Origin of the sequence: Nocardia uniformis NBRC 13702, from assembly GCF_001613345.1 — a bacterium.
GTDB classification, from domain to species: Bacteria; Actinomycetota; Actinomycetes; order Mycobacteriales; family Mycobacteriaceae; genus Nocardia; species Nocardia uniformis.
The window spans coordinates 1-12,912 of sequence record NZ_BDCE01000129.1 but is presented as its reverse complement, the minus strand read 5'-3'; the positions used below and the strand labels follow the sequence as shown (position 1 = coordinate 12,912).

At 66.2% G+C, this 12,912-nt stretch carries 13 protein-coding genes and 3 pseudogenes; 10 read left to right on the top strand and 6 right to left on the bottom strand.

Features of this window, described 5'->3' with window-relative positions; translation table 11 throughout:
• Window positions 1–9 precede the first annotated feature (9 nt).
• Window positions 10–299: pseudogene (locus NU1_RS41000) on the bottom strand (integrase core domain-containing protein); the annotation flags it as partial.
• A gap of 201 nt (window positions 300–500) precedes the next feature.
• Window positions 501–1,076 carry a TetR/AcrR family transcriptional regulator gene (locus NU1_RS39580; protein ID WP_067529632.1) on the bottom strand — a complete coding sequence of 192 codons (576 nt, stop codon included), beginning with the start codon at window positions 1,074–1,076 and terminating at the stop codon, window positions 501–503.
• Window positions 1,077–1,184: 108 nt separating this feature from the next.
• Here NU1_RS39580 and NU1_RS39575 point away from each other — a divergent pair, with 108 nt between their 5' ends.
• Both NU1_RS39575 and NU1_RS42080 read left to right on the top strand, forming a co-directional pair.
• Window positions 1,185–1,577, top strand: coding sequence for a DUF2218 domain-containing protein (locus NU1_RS39575; protein WP_067529630.1), 393 nt, complete (start codon window positions 1,185–1,187; stop codon window positions 1,575–1,577).
• Complete coding sequence (locus NU1_RS42080) at window positions 1,574–1,828, top strand: hypothetical protein (protein WP_157553644.1); 255 nt, start codon at window positions 1,574–1,576, stop codon at window positions 1,826–1,828. Before NU1_RS39575 ends, NU1_RS42080 begins: the two co-directional genes overlap by 4 nt.
• Window positions 1,829–2,012: 184 nt before the next feature.
• Here the strand turns inward: NU1_RS42080 and NU1_RS42075 are convergent, their stop codons facing one another.
• Window positions 2,013–2,183 carry a hypothetical protein gene (locus NU1_RS42075; RefSeq protein WP_157553642.1) on the bottom strand — a complete coding sequence of 57 codons (171 nt, stop codon included), beginning with the start codon at window positions 2,181–2,183 and terminating at the stop codon, window positions 2,013–2,015.
• Between the two features lie 81 nt (window positions 2,184–2,264).
• Entirely contained in the window at window positions 2,265–4,526 is a 2,262-nt protein-coding gene (locus NU1_RS39570) for a heavy metal translocating P-type ATPase (protein WP_067529628.1), read from the bottom strand.
• Window positions 4,527–4,933: 407 nt separating this feature from the next.
• Between NU1_RS39570 and NU1_RS39565 the strand changes: the two genes are divergently transcribed.
• Window positions 4,934–5,326 (top strand): hypothetical protein, encoded by a 393-nt coding sequence (locus tag NU1_RS39565; protein ID WP_157553640.1) that lies wholly within the window; start codon window positions 4,934–4,936, stop codon window positions 5,324–5,326.
• 269 nt (window positions 5,327–5,595) lie between these two features.
• On the top strand, window positions 5,596–7,155 hold the full coding sequence (locus NU1_RS39560) for a multicopper oxidase family protein (protein WP_067529640.1): 1,560 nt from the start codon (window positions 5,596–5,598) through the stop codon (window positions 7,153–7,155).
• A 70-nt stretch (window positions 7,156–7,225) separates the two neighbouring features.
• On the opposite strand, the gene NU1_RS39555 is transcribed toward NU1_RS39560, so the two are convergent.
• Both NU1_RS39555 and NU1_RS39550 read right to left on the bottom strand, forming a co-directional pair.
• Window positions 7,226–7,606: an MFS transporter gene (locus NU1_RS39555; protein ID WP_067529624.1), complete on the bottom strand. Its 381-nt coding sequence runs from the start codon at window positions 7,604–7,606 to the stop codon at window positions 7,226–7,228.
• On the bottom strand, window positions 7,603–8,217 hold the full coding sequence (locus NU1_RS39550; RefSeq protein WP_212762341.1) for a TetR/AcrR family transcriptional regulator: 615 nt from the start codon (window positions 8,215–8,217) through the stop codon (window positions 7,603–7,605). The genes NU1_RS39555 and NU1_RS39550 overlap by 4 nt, the downstream gene beginning before the upstream one ends.
• Window positions 8,218–8,306: 89 nt before the next feature.
• On the opposite strand from NU1_RS39550, the gene NU1_RS39545 reads away from it, so the two are divergent.
• The 6 genes and pseudogenes from NU1_RS39545 to NU1_RS40995 all read left to right on the top strand — a co-directional run.
• A complete protein-coding gene (locus tag NU1_RS39545) occupies window positions 8,307–10,499 on the top strand; it encodes an MMPL family transporter (protein WP_067529636.1) in 2,193 nt (730 codons plus the stop codon).
• Window positions 10,500–10,591: 92 nt separating this feature from the next.
• Complete coding sequence (locus NU1_RS39540) at window positions 10,592–10,855, top strand: type II toxin-antitoxin system Phd/YefM family antitoxin (protein ID WP_067529623.1); 264 nt, start codon at window positions 10,592–10,594, stop codon at window positions 10,853–10,855.
• The gene (locus NU1_RS39535; RefSeq protein ID WP_067529620.1) at window positions 10,840–11,238 is read left to right on the top strand and encodes a PIN domain-containing protein; all 399 of its coding nucleotides are present in this window, start codon (window positions 10,840–10,842) and stop codon (window positions 11,236–11,238) included. Before NU1_RS39540 ends, NU1_RS39535 begins: the two co-directional genes overlap by 16 nt.
• Before the next feature lie 136 nt (window positions 11,239–11,374).
• Window positions 11,375–11,719 (top strand): YciI family protein, encoded by a 345-nt coding sequence (locus NU1_RS39530; RefSeq protein WP_067529634.1) that lies wholly within the window; start codon window positions 11,375–11,377, stop codon window positions 11,717–11,719.
• A pseudogene (locus NU1_RS44090) lies at window positions 11,683–12,513 on the top strand (RNA polymerase sigma factor); the annotation flags it as partial. The gene NU1_RS39530 and the pseudogene NU1_RS44090, both read left to right, overlap by 37 nt.
• Window positions 12,514–12,551: 38 nt before the next feature.
• Window positions 12,552–12,725, top strand: a pseudogene (locus NU1_RS40995) (maleylpyruvate isomerase family mycothiol-dependent enzyme); the annotation flags it as partial.
• Window positions 12,726–12,912 lie beyond the last annotated feature (187 nt).

The window sequence follows — 12,912 nt, the reverse complement described above, 5'->3', positions numbered from 1 at the left end:
GAGAGCCGGTTATCGATGGATGCAGGTTGCAGCGTATCGGGCCGGGGTGTTGTAGCCCAGCGCGGAATGTCTTCGGCGGTGGTTGTATTCGTCCTTCCAATCGCTGATCACGACCCTCGCCTGGGTCAGCGACCAGAAGCCGTTGATGTTGAGGCATTCGTCGCGCAGGCGGCCGTTGAACGATTCGATGTAGCCGTTGCGCAGGGCTGACCGGGCGGGATGAACGCCAGACCGACCTGTTCCCCGGCCCAGTCGGCCAGGGCCGCACACGCGAGTTCTGGACGTTGTTGCGCACGCAGCCGGTCGAGGCGCTGCGCTCAGGACGTAGTCCCCCCACACCTCTTGGGGCGGTTCTGGATTCGCCGAATAACCAACGCCGGCAACGACGGCATGCGCCGAGCCCGTAACCAGGACCCGCTTCATACGCCTCCGCCCGCTCTGCGCGATCAGAATCCGCGCAGCCACAGCTGCCCTGTGCGCATCACAGAGCTTCCTCTGAATTACGGTGCCAGCCGCAAACCGGACATGATCACCTCAACGAGGCGGCGCACCGCTGCCGTCGACGTCGAGGTCTCGGCGGCAGTGAGGGCGTGCACGCAGTAGGAAGCCAACTCCGCGGCACTGACATCCGCGCGGATGCTTCCGGCCGCCGCGCCTTCCGCGATCAGCCCCCGAATCATGGTGTGCACGTGCTGTTCCGCCGCGGTCATGTGGCGACCACGATGCAGCGTCGCAGCGATGGCACTGTCGTGCCCCTGTGATCGACGAGACCGCACCGCGAAGGCCTCGAGCACGACGGCCAACCGTTCGGCCGGAGCTCCCGCGCGATCGCGGATCTCGGCGATTTCGGCGAGGTGACCGGCCATCTGCTGCTCATGCCACGCGGTCAGGATCGACTCGACATCGGAGAAGTACTTGTACAGCGTCGCCCGACCGATACCGGCTCGCTCGGCGATCGCCGACATGGTCACCCCGCGCAGCCCGTACTCGGCGACCAGCGTGGCGGTGGTGTCCAGAATCGCCGCACGCACCTCACGCCGATGCGCGTCGATGGTCTCATTCCACAGCTTCGGCACCAGCCCAGAATACATTCTGCCGCTATCGATACACTGCGTGTTGACAAAGACACTCTGTCTCGATAAATCTGGAAGGGCGAAGTCGATATTCCGAGGAAGGTCGCCCCGATGCCCACCGCCGAAGCCCACGTGCTCGCCGACAACCCGAGCCGATACCTCACACAACTGTGCAAACACGCCTCATCTATGGGCAGAGCCACCCACCACGGGCCGCGCATCCATTTGGGAGCCAAGCTTGATAGCGGCGAGTTGCGAGTGCATGCCGAATGGACCGATACGCATGGCACCGTGGCGATCGAGCCGTGGGGCGAGTGCAAGCTCACCGCCGACGCGAAGACGCTGACATTGCGGGTGAGCGCGTCCGACGAGACGAACCTGCGGCGCATCGAGGAGCTCATCACCCGCGATCTCGAACGATTTGGGCGACTCGAGCGCCTGACCGTGGAATGGCGACAAGACGAATCGCCTGCGGCGACGCCGGAAACGGGCGCGACCCGATGAGTTTCGCGCGCAGGGTATCCCACACTCGCCACCACGTTTCCATCAACCGAACCCTGCTATTGGCCGCGATCGTCGCCGTAGCGCTCACGGTGCATTTCGGGCTTGGCGGCGCGGTGCTGTCGGGTGGTTGGACCGGCCCGACCATCGGCATCATCGTCGCGGTACTCGTCGGCAAAGTCGCTCTTATCGCTGTGGGCCACCGTCGAATTCGCCTTCGGCGAGTGGCCGAGCACGAGACATCCGATGAATAACCTTGACGCTCACGCGAACACCCTCGCCGTGCCCGGCGCTCGGTTGAGATACGAGACCAGTGGGACCGGGCCCCTCATGGTCATGATTCCCGGTGCCATCGGCGTCGTCCTGACTACGTAGTTCGCCGACCGGCCACCAACCGTCTGCCGACGGCGGTCCCCGGCGCTCAGCCCACCGGGGGCCTCACCTGCGCAGGTCAGATCGCGCGCCGACTTGTGCCGGACCCGTGGCGCCCGGCTCGGGGCGCAGCGCGGTCCGCAGTGCGCCGACAGCGCAGGCCGCGACGCAGCGGGCAATAGTTCGGGTCGCCGGGTGCCGAACCACCCGCCGTGCCGTATTGGTGATTGTCGACATGTTCCCTCCTCGGGCGAAGCGGGCGGGACGGCTCGAGGTGGCCGTCCCGCCCGATGTTTCGATACTCGGTATCCCTGCGCGTCATCCGTTGTTGGAGCGGAAGCGGCGCAGCCGCAGGCTATTGCTGACCACGAACACCGACGAGAACGCCATCGCGGCACCCGCCAGCATGGGGTTCAGCAGGCCCGCCATGGCCAACGGCAGGGCGCCCACGTTGTAGGCGAACGCCCAGAACAGATTGCCCTTGATAGTGCCGAGCGTCTTGCGGGACAGGCGGATCGCGTCCGCCGCGGACCGCAGGTCACCGCGCACCAAGGTCAGGTCGCTGGCCTCGATCGCCACGTCGGTGCCGGTGCCCATGGCCAGACCGAGGTCCGCCTGGGCCAGTGCCGCCGCGTCGTTGACGCCGTCGCCGACCATGGCGACGACCTTGCCCTCGGCCTGCAACTTCTTGACGACGTCGACCTTGTCCTGTGGCAGGACCTCGGCGATCACCTGCTCGATGCCGACCTCGTCACCGATCGCCTGGGCCGCGGCGGCATTGTCGCCGGTGAGCAGGATAGGAGTCAGCCCCAGCGCCCGCAGTTGCGTAATCGCCTCGGCGGAGGTGGGTTTCACCGCATCGGCCACGACCACCACACCGCGCGCCTTACCGTCCCAGCCGACCGCGACGGCGGTCTTGCCCTCGGATTCGGCGGCGGACATGGCCCGCTCCAGTTCGACGTCGAGCTGCTGTGACCAGTCCGCCAGCAGTTGCCGGCGTCCGACCACCACCGCGTGCCCGTCCACGACACCCTGCACACCGAGGCCCTCGACATTGGCGAAACCCTCGACCTGTAGCAGGTCGCCGACCTTGTCCCGAGCGCCCTTGGCGATAGCCTGCGCGATCGGGTGCTCGGACGAATCCTCCAGCGCCCCAGCCAGTTCCAGAACCCGCGCGTCGTCCTCACCGTCGGCGGCGTGCACCTTCAGCAGGGTCATCTTGCCGGTGGTGACGGTGCCGGTCTTGTCCAGCACCACGGTGTCCACCCGCCGGGTCGACTCCAGCACCTCCGGACCCTTGATCAGGATGCCCAGCTGCGCACCGCGGCCCGTGCCCACCATCAGCGCGGTGGGCGTAGCTAAACCGAGGGCGCACGGGCAGGCGATGATCAGCACGGCCACCGAGGCGGTGAAGGCGACGGCGACGGAACCACCCGCACCGAGCCAGAACCCGAGGGTCGCCACCGACAGCGCGATCACAATGGGCACGAAGATGCCGGAGATCTTGTCCGCCAGCCGCTGCGCCTGCGCCTTGCCGTTCTGCGACTCCTCGACCAGCGTCGCCATCTGTGCCAGCTGGGTGTCGGAGCCGATTCGGGTCGCGCGCACCACGATTCGACCGCCGACATTGACGGTCGCGCCGACCACCGCGTCGTCGATACCGACCTCCACCGGCACCGACTCGCCGGTCAACATGGAGGCGTCGACCGCCGAAGCACCTTCCACGACCACACCGTCGGTGGCGATCTTCTCACCGGGACGCACCACGAACTGATCGCCTACCGCGAGCTGATCGACGGGGATGCGCTCCTCCACACCGGCTCGCAGTACCGATACTTCCTTGGCACCGAGTTCCAGCAGCGCGCGCAGTGCGGCACCGGCCTGCCGCTTGGAGCGGGCCTCGAAGTAGCGTCCGGCCAGAATGAAGGTGGTGACACCCGCGGCCACTTCCAGGTAGATATTGCCCGCACCGCCGTCGCGGGCAATGGTCAATTCGAAGGGATGCGTCATTCCCGGCATCCCGGCGGTGCCCCAGAACAGCGCGTACAGCGACCAGCCGAGCGCCGCGAGGGTGCCGATGGAAATGAGCGTGTCCATGGTGGCGGTGGCATGGCGCAGGTTGGTCCAGGCCGCCTTGTGGAACGGCAAGGCGCCCCACACCACCACCGGCGCGGCCAAGGTCAGCGACAGCCACTGCCAGTTGGTGAACTGCAGCGCCGGAATCATCGCCATGGCGATCACCGGCGCCGAGAGCACCAGCGAGATCAGCAACCGCTGCCGCAGCGTGGCCGTCGGATCAATCTCTGCCGCAGCGGGTTCCGAGGCGTCCGGAGTCTCGGCCATCGGTGCGGGGAGCGCGGCGGTGTAACCGGCTTCCTCGACCGTGGCGACTAGTTCCTCGGGCGCGAGATCGCCGGAGTACTCCACGCGCGCCTTCTCGGTCGCGTAGTTCACCGTCGCGGTGACGCCATCGAGCTTGTTCAGTTTCTTCTCGATGCGATTGGCGCACGACGCGCAGGTCATGCCACCGATCGCCAACTCGATTCGCTGTTGGGTGGATGGTTGCGTCGTGCTGCCCATCACTACTCCGATCCGTACGCACTTCCACGGTCGCCTCCGACCGCTCGACAAGCACTATACCCCCCTAGGGTATTTGATCAAGAGTGACGTAGACAGCACCTGGTCCCGGTGAATGAACCGCATCGGTTGAGCCTCAACGAAGCCCGTGGTCCGAGTGCGCAACCGCCGCGACACGAGGCCTGCAGCTAGGCTCGATCAGAAGGGCTATCTGCGGTGATCGCGGTGTTCCCCTTCTACGACCGGCGAGCCCGTGTCGCATTGGCCGCGGCGGGGACGCGGCCCGCGGCGGGGACGCACTCACCGGGCCAACCTCACGCGGACGTTTCGTGATGCTGCGCCCGGCTCGATTTGCTGGATATCCCTACGGGGTTGCGGAGCGAGTAGTCCTATCCACCTATGATGGCGGCGTGGTCGACCACCGCCTCCCGCTTCGAGTATCCGGGCCACCCCGGATACTCGTCCTGCTGGCGCTGCTCGTCGGCATCGCTGCCATGCATGCGGGGGTCATGCTGATCCAGCACGGCGCGGGACCCAACTCTGTCGTGAGCGTGGGCGAACACGGAGACTTCGCGGCGACCGGTGCGGGTGACGACGAAATCATTGTGCACTCCGCCATACACACGTGTGTGTTCGTCCTGTCCGCACTGGAGCTCACCGTCGGCTTGGTGCTGCTGTATCGCTCCGAAAACCCTTCCGGCGACCGGCAGCTGTCGACATCGCGGCACTGGCATATGCATTGCGGGCGGCCACCACCGTGGACCTCCCCCGCCCTGGCCGAATTGTCGGTTCTGCGGATCTGACAGATCTCCTCCTCGGTGCCGCTTACGGCCCTGAGGTGCGCTCCCATGCCTGAATCCGATCGCGCGCACCGCCACCGCGCGGTACACGCCTCGTCACTTACCCGCGCGACAGCAGTCGCTGCGGCACGATATGTCCGAGGCATGTTCGGTCGGCTCGGCTTGCAGAATCCAACCACCATCGGGCGTCACCGTTGCCCGTCCCCGAGGACCCTCGCGCACCGGTCTCGTTCGGTGCGATGCGCCCCGACTGTCTGATCCAGGGAGAACCCATGTCGTTCAACCATTTTCCGCTTCCCACACCGCTGACCCGGCGCGGATTCCTCGCCCTCGGCACCGGTGTAGCCGCATCCGCTGTTCTCGCCGCCTGTTCCCAGGGCTCCCAGAGCTCTCGCGCCCTCGTCCAGCCCGACTCCGATGCGGTCCGCGCCGCCGAGAACAGCCGCCGAAGCGCCTCCGCGACCGTGCGGAACGTGACTTTGCGTGCCGAACCGACCACCGTGGACCTCGGTGGCGTGCAGGTCCGGACCTGGGCCTTCGACGGCAAGGTGCCGGGGCCGGAGATCCGGCTCACCCGCGGCGAGGTGCTGCGCGCCGACTTCTCCAACGCCCTACCCGCGCCATCGACGATCCACTGGCACGGCATCGCGATGCGCAACGACATGGACGGCGCGCCCGGCGTCACACAACCCGAGATCGCCCCGGGCGGCAACTTCCGATACGAGTTCACCGTGCCCGATGCCGGGACGTACTTCTTCCATCCGCACGTCGGGGTGCAGCTCGACCGGGGCCTGTACGCGCCGCTGATCATCGAGGACCCCACCGAAGGCAAGGACTACGACGTGGAAGCCGTTGTTGTACTCGACGACTGGCTCGACGGCGTGGACGGCCGCGACCCCGACAAGGAACTCGACCAACTGCGTGCCAAGGGCATGTCGGGCATGGACATGGGCGGCGGCATGGACCACGGCGGCATGAGCATGGGCGACACGACCAGCATGTCCATGCCCACCGACCCCGACGCGCCGCTGGGTTCCGACGCCGGTGACGTGACCTACCCGTACTACTTGATCAACGGACGCCTCGGCACCGACCCGGTCACCTTCACCGGCCGACCCGGCCAGCGCATGCGGCTGCGCATCATCAACGCCGCCTCCGACACCGTCTTCCGCGTCGCCGTCGGCGGCCATCAGCTGCGCATCACCCACACCGACGGATTCCCGGTGCAGCCGCACACAGCGGCCAGCGTGCTGATGAGTATGGGAGAGCGCTTCGACGCCATCATCGACCTGGCCGACGGCGTCTTCCCTCTGATCGCCGTTCCCGAGGGCAAGACCGGACCGCAGGGGTTCGCGCTCATCCGCACCGGCGGCGGCACACCGCCCCCGGCCGACGTGCGCCCCGCCGAGCTCGCCACCCCGCCCCTCACCGCCGACGGGCTCACCTCCGCCGAATCGGTGCGGCTGCCCAGCCAGAAGCCGCACAAGACGCTCGACGTCACCCTCGCCTCGGATGAAAAGAAGTACATCTGGACGATCAACGGCAAGGAGTTCCCCGATCATGCCCCGCTGGATGTGACCGAGGGACAACGGGTTCGGCTGCGGTTCATCAACAAAACGATGATGTTCCACCCCATGCACCTGCACGGCCACACCTTCCAGGTGGTCACGCCTTCCGGCAACGGACCCCGCAAGGACACCTCCATCGTGCTGCCCATGCAGACCGTCGAGGTCGACTTCGACACTGATAATCCCGGGCAGTGGATGGTGCACTGCCACAACGCGTATCACGGTGAGGCCGGGATGATGGCCGTCGTGTCGTACGTGCGCTGATCACACACGGATCGGGTGCGGCCGACCAGCCGCACCCGGATTCCCCATTGTGGTGCAGGGTGACGCACCCCTAGCCGACCGCTTTCTGAGTCGCTGGACGTGTGGTGTCTCGGAGCATCGTCGCTATCAGTACCGCGCCGAGGACAACGAGCGCCGCGGCGATCCTCAGAGCGAAGGAGAACCCTTCCGTCACGGCCCGCTGGTCGGCGAGCGAGGCGGCCAGCGCGTCACGACGTTGTGTCGCGAGTGCGACGAGAACCGCCAATCCCACTGCACCACCGAGTTGTTGGACCGAGGTGAGAACGGCGGAGCCCAGTCCGGCGTTCTCGTCCGTGGTGCCGGTGAGCGCGGTGACCGTCAGGGCACCAGTTGGCCTGGACTCGCAGCGGTGTGCTCGGCGTCGCTGTCGAAAGACGCGAACCGGAAGTCCGGTGCCGCGCCCGGGTTTCAATCACCGAATGTGGGTGTCAGATAGCCGAGCAGCATGACCTTCAATTCGATGATCAGTTCCGATGCGAGGGCCGCGGGGGCCGCGGCTGCCAGCGGCATGACGGCCTTGACCATCGCCAAGGCGAGCGTGGCGACCACTCGGCACCGCTCGATGGGGAGGTCGGGTGCACGACGAGCCAGGGCCACGGCGAAGCCTTCGGCGATATGACTGTGCAGTTGCTCAGAGGCGGTGGTGAGCCGGTCGCCGGTTGTCGACCCGTGCAGCAGTGTCCAGTAGGCGGGGTGGTCTCCCTTGAAGGCCGTGACCTCATCGATCACCTGGTCTACGAACTGCGGCAACGGCATTCGCGCGCGATCGTCGGTCAGCCAATCATCCCAATACCGGCGTCGATCGTCGGTGAAACGAGTCAGTAGTCCGTCGAGGATCTCGTCCTTGCTGCGGAAATACTGATACAGCGAGCCGGGTGACATCCCCGCCTTGGCGGCGACCGCGTTCGTGGTCATCTCGGCGTATCCCACCTCGGTGATGACCAGTTCGGCGGCGTCGAGGATCTCCGCCATGCGCTTGAGTCCGCGCGCCTGACGTCGAACAGGTCGCTGCGCTGCAGCCACGTCGTACCTCCTTGACAAATACGAGCATTTACTTGTATTTATATCTCCAACGGTAAACACGAGTAGTTTACCGAGTTTTGGAGCGAATGATGGTCACCACGCAACCGCCCCCGACTTCCACCCCCACCACCCCCTGGCTACGCCGATTCGGTTACCTCCTGGTGCGGCGCCGTCGCCTGGTGCTGATCGCAGCCCTGCTGGGCACGATCGGCCTGGCCGGGATCGCGGCCGGAACGGTCGGCAGCCTGTCGCTGGCGAGGTTCGAGGCACCGGGCTCGGAATCCGACCGTGCGGCAACCGAACTCGCCGACCGGTTCGACACCGGAAGCGTCGACCTGATCCTGCTGGTCACCGCCAAGACCGGAACCGTGGACGACCCCGCGGTCGTCGCCGCGGGCCGCACGCTGACCGACGAACTCGCGGGCTCCGACGGAGTTGCCGAGGCGGCGTCCTACTGGAGCCGGGGCAACCCCGTCACCCTGCGCAGTGCGGACGGACGCCATGCCCTGGTGGTCGCTCGGATCCCGGGTGACGCCGATACCGTCCGCGGCCGGATTCTGCCCGCCTTGGTTCCGGAACTGACCCGGGGCAACGAGGTGATCGACGTGCGGTCCGGCGGTGGCGAGGAGGTGTTCCGGCAGACCGTCCCGCAGGCACGACAGGACTTCCTGCGCGCCGAGATGATCATCTTCCCGCTCGTCTTCGTCCTGCTGTGGCTCTACTCCCGCCGCGTGCTCGGCGCACTGCTACCGATCGTCGTCGGCGTTTTCGCCATGATCGTGAGCCTGGCGCTGCTGCGCGGGGCGCTGCTGTTCGCCGACATCTCCACCTTCGCACTCAACCTCACGCTTGCCATGGGTCTCGGCCTCGGGATCGACTACGCGCTATTCGTGATCGCCCGTTTCCGCGAGGAAGTGCGTCGGGGCCGGAACCAGCACGACGCGGTCGCCTATGCCGTCGAAAAAGCCGGGCGCACAGTGATTTTCAGCGGTTTGACCGTCGCGGCCTCGCTCGTCGTACTCTTCGCACTGCCCTTCGACTTTCTACGCTCCTTCGCCTACGCCGGAATCGGAGTGGTCATTGGCGGCATCCTCGGCGCGGTGGTCGTACTCCCCGCCATTCTGGCCACCGTCGGCACCAGGGTGCTGCGCACCACCGATCGCGGCGAATCGACGACCGGCTTCTGGCATACCTTCGCGACCCGCGTCATGCGCCGACCACTCGTCTACGGTGGCGCCGCGACCCTCGTACTGCTCCTGCTCGGCGCACCGTTCCTCGGCCTGCGATTCGGCGTGGCCGATGACCGGATCCTGCCCGAATCCGCACCGGCCCGCCAGACGCAAGAGATCATCCGAGCCCAGTTCCCCGCCGAGGAAACAGACGCGCTGCAAGTCGTATCGACCGGCGAGGCCACCAACGTGCGGGAGTACGCGCTGGCACTCTCCCAATTGCCCGGCGTCGCCCAGATCGATTCCAGCGCCGGCGTTTTCATCCGAGGTGAACGCGCCGGGGCCGGCGATCCGGCCCGATTCCTACGGCACGATGCGGACGGCACCTGGTTGTCGGTGGTCCCGACCGCCGAGCAGATGGCAGGCGACCCGGTCGAGCTCGTCGACCGGGTCCGCGCGACACCGGCCCCGTTCGATGTCTTGGTCGGCGGGTACCCCGCCGAACTCGCGGACTACCGCTCCTCGGTGGTCGACCGTCTGCCACTGTTGCTCGGCCTGATGCTCGTGGTGACATTCGTGATCCTGTTCCTGATGACCGGCAGTGTGGTGATCCCGCTCAAGGCCACCGTGCTCAATATGCTCAGTCTCGCAGTCATGTTCGGGGCACTCGTCTGGGTCTACCAGGAAGGGAATCTGTCCGGCCTGCTCGGTTTCACCGCCACCGGCACCCTGGACCCTTCCATCCCGATCCTGATGTTCTGCATCGCATACGGCCTGTCCATGGACTACGAGGTATTCCTACTCTCCCGAATCAAGGAGGAATACGACCGCACCGGCGACACCACCACCGCCGTCGCCACCGGACTGCAACGCAGCGCACCACTCATCACCGCGGCAGGCGCCATCCTCGCCCTCTCCTTCGCCGTATACGCCACCGCCGGAGTGCTATTCGTGCAGATGCTCGGCGTGGGCATGGCGGTCGCGATCCTCGTCGACGCGACCATCATCCGCGCCATCCTCGTCCCCGCCTTCATGCGCCTGGCCGGCCCCGCCAACTGGTGGGCGCCACAACCACTACGCCGACTGCACGCACGGATCGGGCTATCGGACTGACGCGGAGAATAGACCGACCCCCAGGCACACCGCCGCCAGTTCGGATGCGGTAATCACGGGACTCGGACTACAAATTCAGATATTCTGAATTCATGACCACGATATCGGCGGCCGAGGCATCTCGGAACTTCTCCGCCGTGCTCGACCGCGCCGAGCGTGGCGAAACCATCACGATCGTCCGCCACGGGCGCACCGTCGCGACCATCGCCCCCGCACCGAAACGAACCGGGCGCGCACTTCGGGAAGCTCTGGAGAACACCGACGTACCGCCATTCGACGATGACTACGAGTCCGATATCGCCAACGCGTTGTCCCTGGTTACCGATGAACCGAGGGACCCGTGGGCCGACGCCTGATCCTCGACACCGGCATCCTCATCGCCTACGAACGCGCAAAGATCGACCGCTCCCTCTTCGACAACGACGAACTCGCCATCGCGGCGGTGACAGTTGCGGAATTCCGGGTGGGCATCGAACTGGCGGACACCCCGGAACGGGCAGCAGCACGGTCACGCAGGCTGGACCTACTCCTGGGAGATATCGAGGTACTCGACTACACCCAGCGGACAGCGGCCTACCACGCCCAGCTACTGGCCCATATCCGGCAAACAGGCACCCCACGCGGCGCCCATGACCTCATCATCGCCTCCCATGCCGCCGAGACCGCCCGCACCATCGTTTCCCTCGACACCAAAGCTCGTTTCGGACAACTGCCAGGCGTCGCCAGCATTACCCCATGACCTGGACACCACATCCCGAGTCCCTGGCCCCGAGCCGGGTGACCACCGGTATCGCCCCCGGCCGCGCACGTATTCACCGAATGTTGTCGGATTCGGCGCCTTCCCGATCGTCTAATGAGTGAAGGAGGTGACCGGCATGAAATACGTGCTGATGTTCTGCGAGACCGAGGAGTGGGAGAAGGACTGGGAGGCGATGGACCAGGCCGAACGGGATCGTGGGTTCGCGCGGGTCCAGGAATGGCTGGGCGAACACTCCGACAAGATCCTGCACAACCGCAAACTCACCGGTCCGGAAACCGCGACCACGGTGCGGCTCACGCCCGGTGCGGCGCCGCTGATCACCGACGGTCCTTTCGTCGAGGGCAAGGAGGTTGTCAGTGGCTATGTGGAGGTGGAGATCGCCGATCTGGATGAGGCGATCCGGATGGCGCGGACCTGGCCCGGATGTCCGCTGGTGGAGATCCGGCCGGTGCTGATGTGACCGATGCCGAGGCGGCGCGAGTGCTCGCGGAGGTGGTGCGCGAGCACGGTAGCCGGCTGGCATCGTCGTTGGTGACGCTGCTCGGTGACTTCTCCGCCGCCGAGGATCTGGTCTCCGACGCAGTCGAGAAGGCCCTGCGCGCATGGCCGGTCGACGGCATACCGGAGTATCCGCAGGCGTGGTTGTTCACGGTCGCGCGGCGGCGCGGACTCGACGTGCTGCGTCGCGAGGCCACCTATCGCGATAAGTTGCGGCAAGTGCGGTGGCCCGTGCACGACGAGGTGGACGATCGGTTGCGGCTGATGTTCACCTGCTGCCATCCGGCGCTGTCACGTGATGCCCAGGTGGCGTTGACGCTGCGTATGGTGTGCGGATTGAGCACGGCCCAGCTGGCCAAGGCCTTCCTGGTCCAGGAATCGACTGTGGCGCAGCGGATCACGCGGGCGAAACGAAAGATCGCACAGGCCGGGATTCCGTATCGCATTCCGGCCGAGGACGAGCTCGGCGAGCGGCTGCCGGAAGTGCTCGCCGTGATCTATCTGCTGTTCAATGAGGGCTACCTCGCTACCGAGCAGGCAGGTGGGCTCGATCTGGCAGCCGATGCCGAATGGCTGGCAACATTGACCGATCGGCTGCTGCCCGGGGAGCCGGAGGTCATGGGTCTACTCGCACTGATCCGGTTGCACCGCGCCAGGGCGACAGCTCGATTCGGCACGGATGGTCGAATTGTGTTGCTGCGCAACCAGGATCGCTCACTCTGGGACCACAACGCCATCGGGCGAGCAGTGCGGCTGCTGACCGAGGCGGGCCGAGCGCGACGCCCCGGCCCCTATCAATCCGCGGATTGCGTTTGCGTGCAACCGATCTCGACTGGGAGGTCGGCACCGGCGCCGAAGTGGCGGGCCCCGGTGAAGCACTGCTCATGGCGATGGCGGGACGCCGCGGCATTGTCGGCGAACTGTCCGGACCGGGAAAGCCGACGCTGGCACGACGACTCGGCGAGTGACGCGGAGACAGCCGACGGTGGCTCAGATCTTCTTCACCACACTGGATTTGAGCTGCATTTGCACATGCTTGTCGTCGCACAGGGCCATGTGATGCATATCATGGAAGTGCCCGATTCATCCGGGAAGTTCCGCCCGACCCCGCCTGCTGTATTGGAAACGGCCGCCGTCGCGTGGGTGGCGACGACC

Bases quoted from the DNA above. Each gene is read 5' to 3' on its own strand.
- NU1_RS39570 (WP_067529628.1), bottom strand. From the start codon at position 4,526: ATGGGCAGCACGACGCAACCATCCACCCAACAGCGAATCGAGTTGGCG.
- NU1_RS42075 (WP_157553642.1), bottom strand. From the start codon at position 2,183: ATGTCGACAATCACCAATACGGCACGGCGGGTGGTTCGGCACCCGGCG.
- NU1_RS39575 (WP_067529630.1), top strand. From the start codon at position 1,185: ATGCCCACCGCCGAAGCCCACGTGCTCGCCGACAACCCGAGCCGATAC.
- NU1_RS39530 (WP_067529634.1), top strand. From the start codon at position 11,375: ATGAAATACGTGCTGATGTTCTGCGAGACCGAGGAGTGGGAGAAGGAC.
- NU1_RS42080 (WP_157553644.1), top strand. From the start codon at position 1,574: ATGAGTTTCGCGCGCAGGGTATCCCACACTCGCCACCACGTTTCCATC.
- NU1_RS39540 (WP_067529623.1), top strand. From the start codon at position 10,592: ATGACCACGATATCGGCGGCCGAGGCATCTCGGAACTTCTCCGCCGTG.
- NU1_RS39560 (WP_067529640.1), top strand. From the start codon at position 5,596: ATGTCGTTCAACCATTTTCCGCTTCCCACACCGCTGACCCGGCGCGGA.
- NU1_RS39545 (WP_067529636.1), top strand. From the start codon at position 8,307: ATGGTCACCACGCAACCGCCCCCGACTTCCACCCCCACCACCCCCTGG.